Below are 16431 nucleotides of genomic sequence, written 5' to 3'. Positions count from 1 at the left end.
CTCCTGCGATTGCTTCATTTGATGGCCAAGATTAAGGCGCGTTATTGTCCCAGCAGGGCGCGCGGCGTGCAAATATTATCTGGATGAATAAAGTGGCTTTGGGAGGACAATCGCTTTTCTTGCCCTCTATTGACCAAAGCAACCAGAGAAAAACGTTTGACTTCCATCCCTTTCGGGATAGGAGAGCACCGCTTGTGACCCATTGGACACTGCGCGACAAAATAGTGCTGGCAATCGGGGGGGGCGCTAATTAAAATAGACGTCCAGATGTAGATACCTCTACACCATCCCATTCACCCGGTTATTGCCGTGGCGATAACCCAGACAAGCTGAGACTCTTATCATGGCAAAGCTGTTTACTTCCGAGTCGGTCTCCGAAGGCCATCCCGACAAGATTGCGGACCAGATCTCCGATGCGGTACTGGACGCCATCCTCAAGCAAGATACCAAGGCCCGTGTCGCCTGTGAGACCCTGGTCAAGACCGGTATGGTCATGGTGGCCGGCGAAGTAACCACCTCAGCCTGGGTTGATATCGAAGAGATCGTGCGTGATACCGTACGTGAAATCGGCTACACCCACTCCGACATGGGCTTCGACGCTGACTCCTGCGCCGTGCTGAACGCCATTGGCAAGCAGTCCCCGGACATCAACCAGGGTGTTGACCGCAGCGATCCGCTGGAGCAGGGCGCTGGCGACCAGGGCCTGATGTTCGGCTACGCCACCAACGAAACCGACGTGCTGATGCCGGCCCCCATCACCTACTCTCACCTGCTGGTGAAGCGTCAGGCTGAAGTGCGCAAGAACGGCACCCTGCCGTGGCTGCGTCCGGATGCCAAGAGCCAGCTGACCTTCGCCTACGACGACGCAGGCAAGATCATCGGTGTGGATGCCGTTGTGCTGTCTACCCAGCACGCCGAATCCATCAGCCACAAAGATCTGGTTGAAGCGGTACGCGAAGAGATCATCAAGCCGGTACTGCCGGCCGAGTGGGTCAACAAGGACACCAAATACTTCATCAACCCGACCGGCCGTTTCGTTATCGGCGGCCCGATGGGTGACTGCGGTCTGACCGGTCGCAAGATCATCGTCGACACCTACGGCGGCATGGCCCGTCACGGTGGTGGCGCCTTCTCCGGCAAGGATCCGTCCAAGGTTGACCGTTCCGCTGCCTACGCCGCACGTTACGTTGCAAAAAACATCGTTGCCGCCGGTCTGGCCGATCGCTGTGAAATCCAGATCTCCTACGCCATCGGCGTGGCCGAGCCGACCTCCATCAGCGTCGAAACCTTCGGTACTGCCAAGGTCGCCGAAGAGCTGCTGGTCAAACTGGTGCGCGAGCACTTCGAACTGCGCCCGTATGGCCTGATCGAAATGCTGGATCTGAAGCGCCCGATCTACCAGGCTACCGCTGCCTACGGTCACTTCGGTCGTGACGAGTTCCCGTGGGAGCAGACCGACAAGGCCGAACTGCTGCGTTCCGCCGCTGGCCTGTAAGGCTCGCTGTTGTCATAAAAGGGGAGCCTGGCTCCCCTTTTGCTTATCCGCTATCTGACGAGATGTTGATGTCTGCCACTCCTGCCCAGCTTGTCGCCCTGCTGCAACAACGCGTAGAAGCCTGCTTTGTGCAGGCCGAGGCGCGCCTTGGCCGCACCTTCCCCCGCCCGCGGATCTACTGCAATATGCGGGGCCGGGCGGCAGGATCGGCGCGGCTGCAAACCTGGGAGTTGCGCTTCAACCCTGCCCTCTATCAGGCCAACCAGCAGGCGTTTCTGGATGAGGTGGTGCCCCACGAGGTGGCCCATCTGCTGGTCTATGCCCTGTGGGGTGACGGGCGCGGCAAAAACCGGGTGCTACCCCACGGCCGCCAGTGGCAATCGGTAATGCGGGAGGTGTTCGGCCTTGAGCCCAGAACCACCCACAGCTTCGATCTGGCGGTACTGGCCCAGCGCACCGTGCCCTATCGCTGTCACTGCCAGCAGCATCAACTGTCGATACGCCGCCACAACAAGGTGGTGCGTGGCGAAGCCCGCTATCACTGTCGTCGCTGCAAGCAGCCGCTGGAGCGGGAACGGCCGGAGCCAGAGCAGTAAGCCAGCTTGTGTCGCGCCCCTGTGGTAGGGTGCCCGCCATCGTTCGTCAATCACCCCGTTTGCAAGGAATCCCATGCGTTTCATCTCCTCCCTCGCCCTGACCCTGCTGGCCGGTTTACCGCTGCTCAGCGCCCCCCTGCACGCCCAGACCTTTCGCGAAGCCAAGCAGGATCTGGTGAAGATCTATCGCAGCCAGCCTGCGGTCACCACCTTCTACTGCGGCTGCGACATCGACTATCAGGGCAAGAAAATGAGCCCGGATCTCGCCAGCTGCGGTTACGAGCCGCGCAAGCAGGCCAAACGCGCCGCCCGCATCGAGTGGGAACACGTGGTCCCCGCCTGGGAGTTCGGCCACCAGCTGCAGTGCTGGCAGGATGGCGGTCGCAAGAACTGCGAAAAAGCGAGTCCCGAGTTCAACAAGATGGAGGGGGACATGCACAACCTCTTCCCCGCCATTGGCGAAGTGAACGGCGATCGGGCCAACTACCGCTTCTCCGACTGGAACGGCAAGCCGGATCAGTACGGCCAGTGCCAGATGCTGGTGGATTTCAAGGATCGTCGGGTGCAGCCGCCCAAGGGGCCGGTACGGGGCCAGATTGCCCGCGCCTACCTCTACATGAGCCAGCAGTATGGGCTGCGTCTGGCAGCGCAACAGCGTAAACTGTTTGAAGCCTGGGATCGCCAGTACCCGGCAGAGGGCTGGGAGTGCGAGCGCAACCGCCGCATCGGCAAGCTGCAGGGCAATACCAATCCCTTTATTGAAAAGCAGTGCCAATAACCCCATTTGACCAGGGAGGGGATCACCCCTCCTATCATGAAGCCCTTCCCTATTGCCGCGTGAGCCTTGCTTGCCGCAGGATATAAAGGGTTTCCAAGCAAGAGACTGACAAGCAGCCATGCGCATTCCACGTATCTATGAACCGGCCACCCTGCAAGTTGGCCAGACTATCGCCCTGTCGGAAGACGGCGCCAACCATATCGGCCGGGTGCTGCGCATGCAGCCTGGCCAGCAGCTCGAGCTGTTCAACGGCGATGGCAATCAATATCCCGCCACCATCGCCAGCGTCGGCAAAAAGTCGGTGGAAGTGACCATCGACAGCTGCGACGTTCAATCGGTGGAGTCACCGCTGGCCATCCACCTCGGTCAGGTGATCAGCCGTGGCGACAAGATGGACTTCACCATCCAGAAATCGGTGGAGCTGGGCGTCACCTGCATCACCCCGCTCTTCTCCGAACGCTGTGGCGTCAAGCTGCCGGCAGACCGCTTGGAGAAGAAGCGCGAGCAGTGGCAAAAGGTGGTGATCAGCGCCTGCGAACAGTGCGGCCGCAACGTGGTGCCAGAGGTGCGCATGCCGATGGAACTGGACGCCTGGCTGGCAGAAGAGACCAAGGAACTCAAGCTCAACCTGCACCCGCGCGCCGAGTACAGCATCAACACCCTGCCCGTTCCCGAGCATGGGGTGCGCCTGCTGATTGGCCCGGAAGGGGGATTGTCGAGCGACGAGATCGCCCGTACCGTGCAGGAAGATTTCAAAGAGATGCTGCTGGGGCCGCGGGTGCTACGCACCGAAACTGCCGCCCTGACGGCGATCACTGCGCTGCAGTGCCGCTTTGGCGATCTGGCCTGAAGCAGGTTTTAAGAATCTCACTAGCAATCGAGCCACAAGAAGGATATTCGGATGACCATTAAACTCGGCATCGTGATGGACCCCATCTCGGCCATCAACATCAAGAAAGATTCCAGCTTTGCCATGCTCGAAGAGGCGCAAAAGCGCGGCTATGAGCTGTTCTATCTGGAGATGAAGGATCTCTACATGGAAGCCGGTCGCGCCTTTGGTACCATGCGCCCGCTCACCGTCAAATATGACTATGCCGACTGGTACACGCTGGGCGAGGTGGTGGATCAGCCCCTCTCCAACCTCGATGTGATCCTGATGCGCAAGGATCCGCCGTTCGATACCGAATTTATCTACGCCACCTACATGCTGGAGCGTGCCGAGGATGAGGGTTGCCTTATCGTCAACAAGCCGCAGAGCCTGCGCGACGCCAACGAGAAGCTCTATACCGCCTGGTTTGCCGAGCACACCCCGACCACGCTGGTGACCCGCCGCGCCGACAAGCTGCGCGCCTTCCACGCTCAGCACAAAGACGTGATCTTGAAGCCCTTGGACGGCATGGGTGGCGCCTCCATCTTCCGCATGAAGGAAGATGACGCCAACGTCGGTGTGATTATCGAGACCCTGACCGCCCACGGTAGCCAGTACTGTATGGCGCAGACCTATCTGCCCGCCATCAAGGATGGCGACAAGCGGGTGTTGGTGGTGGACGGTGAACCGGTGCCTTACTGCCTCGCCCGTATTCCGGCGCAAGGTGAGACCCGTGGCAATCTGGCAGCCGGTGGCCGTGGTGAAGCGCGCCCCCTGAGCGAAGCCGACTGGGCCATCGCCCGCGCGGTGGGCCCGACGTTGAAAGAGAAAGGGCTAATCTTCGTCGGCCTCGACATCATCGGCGATCGCCTGACCGAGATTAACGTCACCAGCCCGACCTGCATTCGCGAGATTGAAGCGGCCTTCGACGTGCACATTACCGGCATGCTGATGGATGCCATCGAACGTCGGCTGGGCAAATAATCGCCAGGCAGGCTAACCGGCCTGTTCAGGGGTAATCCGCCACTGACAAGCCCGGAAACAGAGAGGGTGGCCCAGCGCCACCCTCTCTGTTTCAAGACAATCCGGAAAGGGGCAGGATCTCGCCCAGCCCAAAAAGCGGTTTTTCCCATGGGGATCAACTGCCATAATTGACCTCAAATACCTTTGCACTATTTGGCCTCTATGCAAACACTGCAAAATCACTTCCTGCTTGCCATGCCAAGCCTGACGGATCCCTACTTCGAGCGCTCGCTGGTCTATCTGTGCGAGCACAACGAAGAGGGCGCCATGGGACTGGTCGTCAACATTCCGGTCGAGATGTCGCTGGAAACCATGCTGACCCAGCTCCAGCTCAATCCGCCCAACAACCCGGAGCTCAAGCAGCCGGTGCTGCAAGGGGGACCGGTTCACGCCGATCGCGGCTTCGTGCTGCACAGCTTCCGCCCCGGTTTCAACTCCACCCTGCAGGTGGGGGATGAGATGATGGTGACCACCTCCAAGGATATTCTGGAAACCCTGGGTACGAGCGAGGCTCCTGCCCATTGGCTGGTGGCCCTTGGTTATGCCGGCTGGAGCGCCGGGCAGCTGGAGCAGGAGCTGGTGGACGGCGCCTGGCTGGTGATCCCCCCCAATCCGGCTCTGGTGTTCAAGACCCCCATTCACAAACGTTGGCAGCAAGCCGCCGCCAGCATAGGGGTGAACCCGGTTCACCTCTCCAGCGACATCGGCCACAGCTGATCGGCTGGCCCGCTCCGCTCTCTATTTCGAGGATTTATCAGTTATGTCATCACGCAGCATCATGGGCTTTGACTATGGCACCAAGAGCATTGGCGTCGCCATCGGTCAGGAGCTGACTGGCACAGCCCAGCCTCTGCGCGCCCTCAAGGCCAACGACGGCATCCCCAACTGGGACGAGATTGAGAAGCTGCTCAAGGAGTGGCAACCGGATCTGCTGGTGGTCGGTCTGCCGCTGAACATGGATGGCACCGATCAGGAGATCACGGTACGGGCCCGCAAATTCGGCAACCGGCTGCATGGCCGTTTCGGCAAGCCGGTGGAGTTCAAGGATGAACGACTCACCACCACAGATGCCCGCGCCCGGCTGTTTGAGCGAGGCGGCTATCGCGCGCTGGAGAAAGGCAGTGTGGACGGGGTATCGGCGCAGCTGATCGTCGAAGCCTGGATGGAAGAGCAGTACAACTAAACCATCAACAGCAAGGCAAGGGTCGCCGCCCTTGCCTTGTCTCGCACAATCCCCTCATTACGCCTGTGATTGTCCCGCCACCAGCCCCTCGGCCTCTGTCGGCGTCGCATTCATCATCCGGTTGAGCCAGGGCACCATCAGCCCCATCACTACCGCAATCAACAGGGTCGCCATCCCGATCTTGCCAAATACGCCGGTGTAAATGGACAAAGTTTGCAGCGGATCCGTCATCCCTTGCGGCACGGCGGTAAAAGTCGCCACATAGCCCCCCAGCAGGGACGCCATCGCTTGAGTCAGGAACCACATTCCGAGAATGAAGCCCATCAGGCGTTGTGGCACCAGCGCGGCGACCATCGCCAGTCCCAGCGCGCTGATCATCAGCTCGCCCAGACTCTGGAACAGGTAGATAAGCACCATAAACCAGGGGGAGGTAAGCCCCTGCTCATCGGCAAACCACCAGCCGGATGCTGCCGCCGTCAGAAAGCCCAGCGAGCAGAAGAACATCCCGAGGGTGAACTTGAGCGGCATGGTGAGATCCCGCCCCTTGCTGCCCATCCGGGTATAGATCATCGCGAGTACCGGGCTACCCACCACCACCCAGAAGGGGTTGAGCGCCTGGAAGCTGATGGGGTTGACGCTCATGCCCAGCATTTCGTGGTGCATGTTGTTGATGGCAAAGAAGTTCAGAGACGTCGGCATCTGGGCGTACAGCACGTAGAAGAGCACCGCCTCCAGCATCAGTACGAAGGCCACATACATCTTGTTGCGGCCCACGGTATCGAGCCTGAACGCCTCGCGAAAGAAGAAAATCACCACGGCGATGGTTACCGTCATCAGCACCATGTTGGCGATCACCACGTGGTGCATCAGCCAGGCGCAGAAGAAGACCATGGCTACCGAACCCAATATAACCAGCAGCAGCTTGCTGTAATCGAGCGGCAGGTGATCCGGCTCGGAGCCAATATCCTTGACCATATTGCGGCAGGCAAAGAAGGTGAGCAGCGCAATAATCAGCCCCACCCCGCACAGGTTATAGGTCACGGTATAGCCGTAGTGATCGGCAATCACCGGCGCGAGCGAAAGGGAAATAAGGGAGCCAATATTGATCGACATATAGAACAGGGTAAAAGCCCCATCCAGCCGCGGATCTTTTGGCTGGTAGCATTTTGACAGCAGGCTGGCCGGATTGGCCTTGAACAGGCAGTTACCGACTGCGATGGTGCCTAGCGCATAGAAAATCAGGTCGGGATTGTAGATAGAGAGGCCGGTCATAAAGTAGCCTATCACTAGCACCACAGCCCCCAGCACCATGGTGCGCTTGGTGCCGAGAACATGGTCACCGACATAACCACCGATCGAGATAAGGCCATACACCAGCGCCGAGAAGGCACCGAAGGTGATAAACGACTGCTCCTGGGAAAAACCCAATTGCTGTACAAAGAAAACTGCCAGGATCCCCTGCACGCCGTAATAACCGAAGCGCTCCCAGAGTTCGACGAAAAATATCATAAAGAAGGGTTTGGGTTGTTGTAACAACCCAGTCGGTGCTGTTGCTGGACGCATATCAACCTGCCTTTGCTGAGATTTATTTTTATTAATCTGGTGGTGGCTGCCGCACTATTTTTTCGTCCGTCATTGCCATTACGGGGAGTACAGTCAGCCTGCCAATCTGGCTATTTTCGGGTGCACGGGCCCCGTTCGATGAAAGGTGTTTTTCATCTAGCCGGTTTCAATTACGGGTTATCGGGGGATGGTGAGTGGCGTCTCCCAGTACAGTTACCGGCTCCGGGTGCTACCTTTGCTGCATCCCTTTACTCAAGCCGGTTTATCAACCTTGATACTTATTCCCCTCTGCTCCGTCACTCATGGCTGGTGGCCAGATAGCCGGGGCATGGCACGGCCACAGACGACCTGTGGGGCTGGCTCACGCTGCCCTCTACTGGCAGTCACCTACGCAGGCGCTATCTAACCCCGCCATTCCAAGGGGGGTCATGCTATATCACTGCAAATACAGGAACTTAATGGTCGATCACACTTTAAAAGTGACCATCAGTGAAGTTTTCTAATGAAACCACATGAATTTTTTTCGTGAAAAGAGCTTCACTCGAGACGTGCAACCAAGGCCAATCTGTGCATAAAGAGAGTTGAATGGCACACAGCTTGAACCCGAACTCGGCACTTAAGTCGTGCAAAAGCCCACTCATCCGGGCGATACGACAACAAAAAGCCGGAGCAGATGGCTCCGGCTGATCGATGGGCACCGTCACGACCACATTAGCGTGGCGATTCATCGTTGTAGAGTCGCCGGATCTCGTTGCGCAGCCACATCACCTTGGCATCCTGATTATGCCGCTTGTGCCACAGCAAGATGAAGGCGATCTCCAGCTGGGCGTAGAGCTTCTCGGGGAGCGGCAGCGGCATGGCGATCAGATTGCCGTGATGCCGACTGGCATAACCACCGCAGTAGGAAGGAGCCACCGCAATCAGTTCGTGGCTCGACTGGGAGGCAATATGCAGCGCCTGCTCGAAGCTTGAGACCATGATGGGCACCTCCCGCTTCAGCCCCTCGTCCTCCAGCAGACTGTCGAGGGCCCAGGTATCGTTCGCCTCCCACACCATGCTGATCTGGGGGCAGGCCAGAAAATTCTCCAGCGACCACTTCTGCTCCAGCAGAGGGTGATCCTTGCGCAGGAACACCACCGGGCGATCGGTGAACAGCACCTCGTGATCGATGTAGTAGGGCAAGCGGTTGACCTTGGCCTGGGAGCGGCCATGGGTCTCGCGGGCACAAAAGCCGAGATCTGCATCGCCATTGACGATGTCGTTGAGGGAGTGGTGATCCCACCCCAGCATCCTGACCACAGAGTTGGGGTACTTCTGGTAGATGGTCATGGGCAGATCGCTCAGGAAGCTGATGTAGAAGGGGGACTCCATCACCAACGTGAAGCGGGCACCGTCGGGGATCGCCTCGCTATTGAGCGAGGTGATGCTGTCGGTGAGCTGGAACCAGACCTTCAGCTCCTCCTCCAGAGTCAGGGAGAGGTTGGTGGGCTGCAACCCCTGCCGCACCCGCACAAACAGGGGATCGTCAAACCACTCCCGCAATTTGGCCAGAGACTTGCTCACCGCCGACGGAGTGACACAGAGCTTTTTGGCAGCCCCTGCCACACTGCGCTCCTGCATCAGGTACTTGAAAACCACCAACAGGTTTAAATCGAGCTCACCCAGATTGCGCATATCCCCTCTCATCTTCCATCAGCCCTGCGACCGCGCTTCACGAAGCGCGAGCCATGGTACCAGCCCTTTAACCGCCAGATAACTGAGCAGTGCCAGCAACAGGGCATAAGTCAGCATCTCGGTTGGAGCAAAGCCAAGTTGACCCAACAGCCAGATGTAGAGGCCGGAAAGGCTGATCTGCATGATGCAGAGCACGGCGCTGGCAAACGCCACATTGTGCTGACAACCATCGAGCGCCTCCCCCATCGCCACCCCGAAGCCACAGGAGAAGCCGACACAGACCAGTGTAAATCCCGGCAGCAGCAGATGGATATCGCCCCCCGTCTGCCAGCTGCCGATCAGTGAGCATGCCGCCAGCAGATAGGAGAGATGAGACAGCGCCAGAACTTTCTGTTTGCCCAGCCAGCGCAACAGCAGCGGCGTCAGGAAGGAGGTGGACATACTCACGCCGGCCATCACCATCATCACGATGGAGTACTGCTCGGTGGTGAAGCCAAACTCCTTCATCAGGATCAGCGGCGAGACGCTGACATAGACCAGAATGGCGGTCACGCTGGCACTGGTCAGCAGGGATAGCAACATAAAGCGCGGCGAGCGCAGCAGGACAAAGGGTTGCCCCGCGCCACTGCCCGGTTGCCGCGCCGGACGGGTCTCTTTGAGCAGCAGCAGGTTGACAAGACCGCTGACAGCCGCCACCAGCGCCATCGCCACGAAGATCCCGCGCCAATCAAAATGGGACAGGATGAGGTAACCGAGCACCGGCGCCAGCACCGGGATCACGCAGATCACCCCGTTGATCATCGAGAGCGCCATCGCCAGCCGCTCCTGACTCAGCACGTCCCGCAGCACGGTAAAGGTCATGATATAGAGCGCCCCCGCCCCGACTCCCTGCCAGAAACGGCCGAAATAGAACTGACTTATCCCCTCTGCGCTGCCTGCCACCAGCGAGGCGAGGACAAAAATCAGCGCGCCACCGAGCACCACCCAGCGCCGCCCGTAGCGATCGGCAATCATCCCGCCCAGCAGCACGGTCGCCGCCATACCGAACAGATAGATGGAGAAGGCGGTATGGATCTGCGCCTCGCTCGCCTGCAGGGTATCGGCAATCTGGGGCACAGCGACCAGATAGAGATCGATCCCGACCGGATAGAGGATGATCATCAGAAAAGTGCACAACAGGAATACAGGCATGGATGCTCCATAACTGATTGGCGTGCCGATGCCTGCCAGATCACAGCGACAGGCGAACAGTGGCGGGGCCAAGGTGGTGACAAAGGTAGCAACACAGCGCGTCGCAATGGGGCAACTATATGGGCGCCCAGCGCCCTCACCTAGTGAAGAGATGGCGATCGGTACATTCCAATCAGGAAATATTGTATTGAGTTACGTGCCATAGCGGCCATATTGAATCGAGCAGACTCAGCAATAAACCGGGTCACCACCCGCTCATAGCCATCCCTGCGCAGCACTTTTACCGCCCGTCTGTTATCTGCCTTCGCTCTTGCGGGCGTATAAGCTGTAGGTGCGACGCAATACAGGAAATGTGTATGAAGGGAATGGAGAGAGAAGAGCAGATTGCCGGGCTGCTGTCAGCACTGGAGCAAGCCATTCTGGGCAAGCCGCTGCAACTGAAAATCGCGCTGGTGACCCTGCTGGCGCGCGGTCATCTGCTGATCGAGGATCTGCCCGGTATGGGCAAAACCACCCTGGCCCACGCGCTGGCACAGGTACTGGGGCTGGCATGCCGGCGCATGCAGTTCACCGCCGATCTGCTCCCCGCCGACCTGCTGGGGTTGCAGATCTTTGACCCCCAGCAGCAAACATTTCGCTTTCACCCCGGCCCCATCTTCACCCAGGTACTGCTGGCGGACGAGATCAACCGCGCCAGCCCCAAAGTACAAAGCGCCCTGCTGGAGGCGATGGCAGAGGGCAAGGTGAGCATTGAGGGGAATACGCATCCCCTCCCCGATCCGTTTTTCGTCATCGCCACCCAGAACCCGGCGGATCAGGCGGGCACCTATCCACTGCCAGAGTCCCAACTCGACCGCTTCGCCGTGCGACTCTCACTGGGTTTTCCGCCGCGAGAGGCGGAGCGCCAGTTGCTGCGCGGCCACCAGCCGACTGGCCCGTTGCCCGCCATGCTGAATGCCGCCGAGCTGACTGCCCTGCAAGCGGAAGGTGATGCTATCCATGTTTCCGATGCCACCCTCGACTACCTGCTGGCGCTGGTGCACCAGAGCCGCTTTGATGGGGATCTGCCACAGCCCCTCTCCCCCCGGGCAGCCCAGACCTTGCTGGCGGTGAGCCGGGCCTGGGCGCTGGTTGCCGGGCGGCGCTTTGTCACGGTGGAGGATGTGCAGGCGGTCTTCCCCTATGTGGCCGAGCATCGGCTGCGGGGCAGCTTTGGCGTGCAGCACGGCGAAGCCTGTCCCCTTAGCCAGCGGCTGCTGGCCAGGGTCGATCCGGACAATCCCTGATGAGCACCTTGTTCACCCGCTGGCAGCAGTGGCGTGCCCGCTGGCAGCGACGCTGGCTCGACCGCCGCATTCCCCCGGCCCGCCAGATCACGCTGGCTACCCGCAGCCTCTTTATCCTCCCTACCCGCATGGGACTGCTCTATCTGCTGGTGCTGCTCGCCATCTATCTGCTCGGCACCAATTACCAGAACAATCTGGTGCTGCTGGTAGCCTACTGCCTCGGCAGCCTGTTTATGGCAGCCATGTGGCTCACCCACCGCAATCTGCTGGGGCTGGCGCTGCTGGGTGGCCCGCCAGTGCTGGGGGAAGCGGGTAGCCAGCTACCTATCCGTATCTTGGTGCAGAGCCCTCGCCCGGTGCAGGCGCTCCGGTTTAACCTCAACGAAGGCAGCCTCTGGCTGGCCCAGGCCGACGCTGTGCCCCGCACAGTTATCCTGCCAGTATCGGGCTCGCGCCGCGGGCCACTGCCCCTTGGTCGATTGCGGGTCGAGAGCCGCTACCCTCTCGGCCTGTTTCGCTGCTGGTCCCTGCTGGACTTGCAACTGGAGGGCTGGCTCGCCCCCAAACCGGCGTTCGGGGCACTAAGAGGGGAGCATGCGACCCAAAGCGAGGGGCATCAGGGCCAGCCCGCGCCAGCTCCCCTCGGTGACTTTGATACCCTGCGGACACATCAGGCCGGTGAGCCACTGAGCCGAGTCGCCTGGAAGCAACTTGCCCAGGGGCGCGGCCTGCTGACCAAGCAGTTCCATGAACCGCAGCAGGATGACACTCACCTTATGTTGCAGCGGATCGCGGGTGGGGATCTGGAGCAGCGGCTGGCGGTGCTGGCCTGGTGGTGCGCCGATTACGGCAAGCGGGGCATCCCCTTCACCCTGACGCTGGCAAACCAGACGCTGGGGCCCGATAGCGGTGCCGCCTTTGTGCAGCGCTGCCTGCTGGCACTGGCCCAGTTCGATGCCACACCACCGAAGAGCACGCAGGATGCTGCTAAATAACCGCCGCCTGCTGCCACTCATCGCCCTGCAACAGCTGCTGCTGGTCGCGGCGCTCTGGCCCCAGTTGCAGCTCTGGGTGGTGGCGGTAAGCGCCGCAACCCTTGGCGTCCGGGCCATGATGCTGTGGCGCGGCTGGCCGCCCCTGCCTGCCCACTGGTTGGCACTGCTGGCCATCACCACTGTGCTGTTGCTGGGGTTGCAGTGGCGCACATTGGGCACCCTGCCAGCCCTGATCAATCTGCTCTGGCTCGGCTATAGCCTGAAGATGATAGAAGTGCGGCGCGAGCGGGATATCGAGCAGGTGCTGCTGCTCGCCTTCTTTCTCATCGCGCTGGCACTGGTGCAGCGACAAAGCATCGGCTGGGCAGTCGGGATGGCAGTGGCGCTCTGGCTGGCAGTGACCACACTGGTGGCCGCCATTGCACCCGAGCAGAAAAGGCCATGGCGCAGCGCGGGCGGTGGCCTGCTGCTGGCGCTTCCCCTGCTTATCACTCTGTTTTTGCTGCTGCCAAGGCTCCCGCCCCTCTGGCAGATGCCCACCACCAGCCGCGCCCTGTCGGGGCTCTCGGAAGAGCTGGCCCCCGGCGATATCAGCGAACTGGTCAACTCCTCGGAACTGGCGTTTCGGGTCACTTTTGCCGATGGCCCGCCCCCTGCCCGCGAGCGCTACTTTCCGGTGATGCGCCAAGAAGTTTTCGATGGCCAGCGCTGGTTGCTGAGCCCCGAGGTCAAAGCATGGCAGCAGACAGTGCCGGTGCAGACCGGGCTCACCCTTCTGGCATCTTCTCAGGCCAACACTCAACTGGCAGATAGCCCGTTGCCAGCCGGGAGCTACGAGGTGATCGCCGAGCCCCAGCGCCACCGCTGGGCCTTTGCCCTGAGTGAACCGCGTCTGCTGGCGGGCCCTGTGCTGCTTACCCCTCTCGACACCCTCTATCGGCAGGGGAGCGGCGAGGTGGCGATCCGCTATCGCATTGGCCGTGGCGAAGCGCTGCCCGAGGATGACCACCAAGCTGCCCAGCGCAACCAGCAACTGCCAGCCGGAGGCAACCCGAGAGCGCGCGCCCATGGCCAAGGGCTGGCCACACGCCATCCGGATCGCGCAGAGCTGGTCGCCGCCCTGCTCGCGCAGTTTCGCAGCCAATCCTATTACTACACCCTGACCCCGCCACAACTTGGCCGTGACGGAGTGGATGAGTTCCTGTTCGATACCAAGCAGGGCTTTTGCGGCCACTACGCCATGGCGACCGCTTTCGTGCTGCGCGCTGCCGGCATTCCGGCACGGCTGGTCACCGGTTATCTCGGCGGCGAGTGGAATCCCACGGGCAACTATCTGGCGGTACACCAGTTCGATGCTCATGCCTGGGTGGAGTATCTCGATGAAGGGGGAAAGTGGCAGCGAATCGACCCCACGGCGGCAGTGGCACCGGAGCGCATTGAAGGCGGCGTGAGGGAGGCGCTGAGCGACGAGTTTACCGCTGCCGACCCGCTCGCTTTGCAGCGTTATCGCAACTGGGCTCTGCTCAATCAACTGCGCTGGTGGGGCAACAATATCGACTACCAGTGGAGTCGCTGGGTGATTGGTTACGATGCGGGCCAGCTCTGGCAGCAAATCAGTCTGCGCTGGCCTGCACTGGCGGGGCACACCCCCTGGTTGATCCTCGCCAGCCTGATGCTGGTCGCCCTGCTGGTGAGCCTGCCCCTGCAGTTGCCCGCCCGCCTGCCGCCAGAGCGGCGTATCTGGCAGCCCTTGCTCAAACGGGGCAAACGCAGTGGCTATCCACCCCAGCCCGCCGAGAGCATGGGGGCATGGTGCGAGCGGCTGGCACGGCTGCGTCCCGACCTTGCCCACCCCTTGTTGCAGGCGGCCTGGCTCTATCGCAGTTGGCGTTATGCCCCCCTCAACGAACGGCAACAAGGGCGCTGCTGGCGCCAGTTACGACGGCGTGTCAGACAGCTCGCCCAGCGCTGGGATCAACAGCCAACGAGTGCGCGATAAAAGAAGGGGGAGCCACCGGCTCCCCCTTCAGGTTTTAATCAAGAGGTTTGATTCACCGCTTGTTACTTTTTGGTCGGATTGTCCCAAATCCCCTCTTCCAGCTGGGAGCGGATCTCGGGGTATTTGTTGGCATCGAAGGTGGGCACCTTGCCCAGCCGGAGCTGGTCGTTGTAATCCTTGGCCAGCTTGATGGCGACGCTGGAGAGCAGCAGGATCGCCACCAGGTTGACGATGGCCATCAGACCCATGGAGACATCCGCCATCGCCCACACGATCGGCAACTCACCCACGGCACCGAACATCACCATCCCCAGCACGAACACCCGGAACAGCATCAGGCCACCCTTGTGGTTGTGCTCGAGGAACACCAGATTGGTCTCGGCATAGGAGTAGTTCGCCACGATAGAGGTGAAGGCGAAGAAGAAGATGGCCGCAGCGATAAAGATGTTGCCACCGCTGCCAATCTGCGAGGAGAGCGCACGCTGGGTCAGCTCGACACCGGTCACGCCGGATCCCGGCTCAAACTGACCGGACATCAGGATGATGGCGGCGGTACAGCTGCAGATGACGATGGTGTCCATAAAGACCCCCAGCATCTGCACATAACCCTGAGAGGCCGGGTGCGGCGGATAGGGAGTGGCAGTCGCCGCAGCGTTGGGCGCAGAGCCCATGCCCGCTTCGTTGGAGAAGAGACCGCGCTTGATACCGTTGATCATCGCCTGGGAGATGGCATAACCGAGCGCACCTGAGCCTGCCTGCTCAATCCCGAAGGCGGACTTGATGATCAGCATGAAGACATGAGGCAACTCGGTGATGTTCATCGCCACGATCACCAGCGCCAGCAGGATATATGCCAGTGCCATAAAGGGCACCACCAGCTCGGCAAAACGGGCAATGCCACGAATGCCGCCGAAGATAATCAGGCCGGAGAGCGCCACCAGCGCCAGACCGCTGACCCAGTCAGGAATGCCAAACGCCACCTTCATCGCCAGACTGATGGAGTTGGCCTGCACCGCGTTGAACACCAGACCAAATGCCAGGATCAGGCAGAGCGAGAAGACCACCCCCATCCAGCGCATGCCAAGGCCTTTCTCCATGTAGTAGGCCGGGCCACCACGGTAGTTGCCATCCTCATCCTTGACCTTGTAGAGCTGGGCCAGAGTGCTTTCGACGAATGCGGTCGCCATGCCGATAAAGGCAATCAGCCACATCCAGAAGATGGCGCCGGGGCCACCCAGATAGATGGCGACAGCCACACCGGCCAGGTTGCCGGTGCCGACACGGGCGGCAAGGCTGGTACAGAGGGCCTGGAAGGAGGAGATGCCCGCGTTGTCCGATTTACGGCTGTTTTTCAGCACGGAAAACATGTGGCCAAAGTGACGGATCTGGATAAAACCCAGGCGGAAGGTGAAAAAGATACCGACCCCGATGAGCAGGTAGATGAGCACGGCTCCCCACATCAGGTCGTTTAGCATCGCAATCAAGGTGTCCATAATTCTCTCGTTGTTATTCACATCCATGGCCAGTCTGCGCTGACCGTTTTCTGTCTGTCGTTTAATTAGGGTTTCGCTAAAGGGGCGGAATCTAGCACAGCGGGAGAGCCCGGAATAGTGATCCCGGTCACGCGAGACACAAAAAACGAACGGTAAAAGCCCATAAAGCTCCATTTAAATCGCAAACTTTCAACAAACTCAATAATTCAATCAGACAGGCCACCATTAAGCCCCATAAGAGAACCATTTTGATATATCCCTGATGAGCTATCCGAAAACGCAAACGC

14 protein-coding genes are annotated in these 16431 nt (G+C 60.2%); 10 read left to right on the top strand and 4 right to left on the bottom strand.

The features are described from left to right. Nucleotides 1-343 precede the first annotated feature (343 nt). The 7 genes from metK to ruvX all read left to right on the top strand — a co-directional run bounded on the left by metK (nucleotide 344) and on the right by ruvX (nucleotide 5943). Nucleotides 344-1495, top strand: a complete 1152-nt coding sequence (gene metK / locus ACTG2J_RS05200; protein WP_005338519.1) for a methionine adenosyltransferase — start codon at nucleotides 344-346, stop codon at nucleotides 1493-1495. Nucleotides 1496-1563: 68 nt separating this feature from the next. Continuing rightward, entirely contained in the window at nucleotides 1564-2091 is a 528-nt protein-coding gene (locus ACTG2J_RS05195; protein ID WP_042055152.1) for a SprT family zinc-dependent metalloprotease, read from the top strand. A 73-nt stretch (nucleotides 2092-2164) separates the two neighbouring features. Further along, nucleotides 2165-2869 (top strand): endonuclease, encoded by a 705-nt coding sequence (locus tag ACTG2J_RS05190; RefSeq protein WP_236302890.1) that lies wholly within the window; start codon nucleotides 2165-2167, stop codon nucleotides 2867-2869. A 118-nt stretch (nucleotides 2870-2987) separates the two neighbouring features. Next, on the top strand, nucleotides 2988-3719 hold the full coding sequence (gene rsmE / locus ACTG2J_RS05185; protein WP_005343824.1) for a 16S rRNA (uracil(1498)-N(3))-methyltransferase: 732 nt from the start codon (nucleotides 2988-2990) through the stop codon (nucleotides 3717-3719). 51 nt (nucleotides 3720-3770) lie between these two features. Continuing rightward, on the top strand, nucleotides 3771-4721 hold the full coding sequence (gene gshB / locus ACTG2J_RS05180) for a glutathione synthase (RefSeq protein WP_076492901.1): 951 nt from the start codon (nucleotides 3771-3773) through the stop codon (nucleotides 4719-4721). A 201-nt stretch (nucleotides 4722-4922) separates the two neighbouring features. Continuing rightward, a complete protein-coding gene (locus ACTG2J_RS05175) occupies nucleotides 4923-5477 on the top strand; it encodes a YqgE/AlgH family protein (RefSeq protein WP_005349793.1) in 555 nt (184 codons plus the stop codon). Nucleotides 5478-5520: 43 nt separating this feature from the next. Beyond that, nucleotides 5521-5943: a Holliday junction resolvase RuvX gene (gene ruvX / locus ACTG2J_RS05170; RefSeq protein WP_005343821.1), complete on the top strand. Its 423-nt coding sequence runs from the start codon at nucleotides 5521-5523 to the stop codon at nucleotides 5941-5943. Nucleotides 5944-6000: 57 nt separating this feature from the next. Here the strand turns inward: ruvX and dtpB are convergent, their stop codons facing one another. The 3 genes from dtpB to ACTG2J_RS05155 all read right to left on the bottom strand — a co-directional run bounded on the left by dtpB (nucleotide 6001) and on the right by ACTG2J_RS05155 (nucleotide 10371). After that, nucleotides 6001-7506 carry a dipeptide/tripeptide permease DtpB gene (gene dtpB, locus ACTG2J_RS05165; RefSeq protein WP_113738973.1) on the bottom strand — a complete coding sequence of 502 codons (1506 nt, stop codon included), beginning with the start codon at nucleotides 7504-7506 and terminating at the stop codon, nucleotides 6001-6003. A gap of 711 nt (nucleotides 7507-8217) precedes the next feature. Continuing rightward, nucleotides 8218-9180, bottom strand: a complete 963-nt coding sequence (yidZ, locus tag ACTG2J_RS05160; protein WP_113738974.1) for an HTH-type transcriptional regulator YidZ — start codon at nucleotides 9178-9180, stop codon at nucleotides 8218-8220. A gap of 18 nt (nucleotides 9181-9198) precedes the next feature. Further along, complete coding sequence (locus ACTG2J_RS05155) at nucleotides 9199-10371, bottom strand: MFS transporter (RefSeq protein WP_113738975.1); 1173 nt, start codon at nucleotides 10369-10371, stop codon at nucleotides 9199-9201. Nucleotides 10372-10727: 356 nt separating this feature from the next. On the opposite strand from ACTG2J_RS05155, the gene ACTG2J_RS05150 reads away from it, so the two are divergent. The 3 genes from ACTG2J_RS05150 to ACTG2J_RS05140 are packed head-to-tail and all read left to right on the top strand — an operon-like array spanning nucleotide 10728 to nucleotide 14651. After that, nucleotides 10728-11657: an AAA family ATPase gene (locus tag ACTG2J_RS05150; RefSeq protein WP_419178067.1), complete on the top strand. Its 930-nt coding sequence runs from the start codon at nucleotides 10728-10730 to the stop codon at nucleotides 11655-11657. Continuing rightward, the gene (locus ACTG2J_RS05145; protein ID WP_113738976.1) at nucleotides 11657-12652 is read left to right on the top strand and encodes a DUF58 domain-containing protein; all 996 of its coding nucleotides are present in this window, start codon (nucleotides 11657-11659) and stop codon (nucleotides 12650-12652) included. Before ACTG2J_RS05150 ends, ACTG2J_RS05145 begins: the two co-directional genes overlap by 1 nt. Beyond that, nucleotides 12639-14651: a transglutaminase TgpA family protein gene (locus ACTG2J_RS05140; RefSeq protein ID WP_113738977.1), complete on the top strand. Its 2013-nt coding sequence runs from the start codon at nucleotides 12639-12641 to the stop codon at nucleotides 14649-14651. Before ACTG2J_RS05145 ends, ACTG2J_RS05140 begins: the two co-directional genes overlap by 14 nt. A 62-nt stretch (nucleotides 14652-14713) precedes the next feature. On the opposite strand, the gene ACTG2J_RS05135 is transcribed toward ACTG2J_RS05140, so the two are convergent. Beyond that, nucleotides 14714-16144, bottom strand: a complete 1431-nt coding sequence (locus ACTG2J_RS05135) for an alanine/glycine:cation symporter family protein (RefSeq protein WP_013724018.1) — start codon at nucleotides 16142-16144, stop codon at nucleotides 14714-14716. Nucleotides 16145-16431: the final 287 nt, after the last annotated feature.

Source organism: Aeromonas sp. 6P, from assembly GCF_051919525.1.
Classification (GTDB): Bacteria; Pseudomonadota; Gammaproteobacteria; order Enterobacterales; family Aeromonadaceae; genus Aeromonas; species Aeromonas veronii.
Note: the sequence above shows the minus strand (reverse complement) of the source record. Positions and strands in the feature narration are given on the sequence as shown.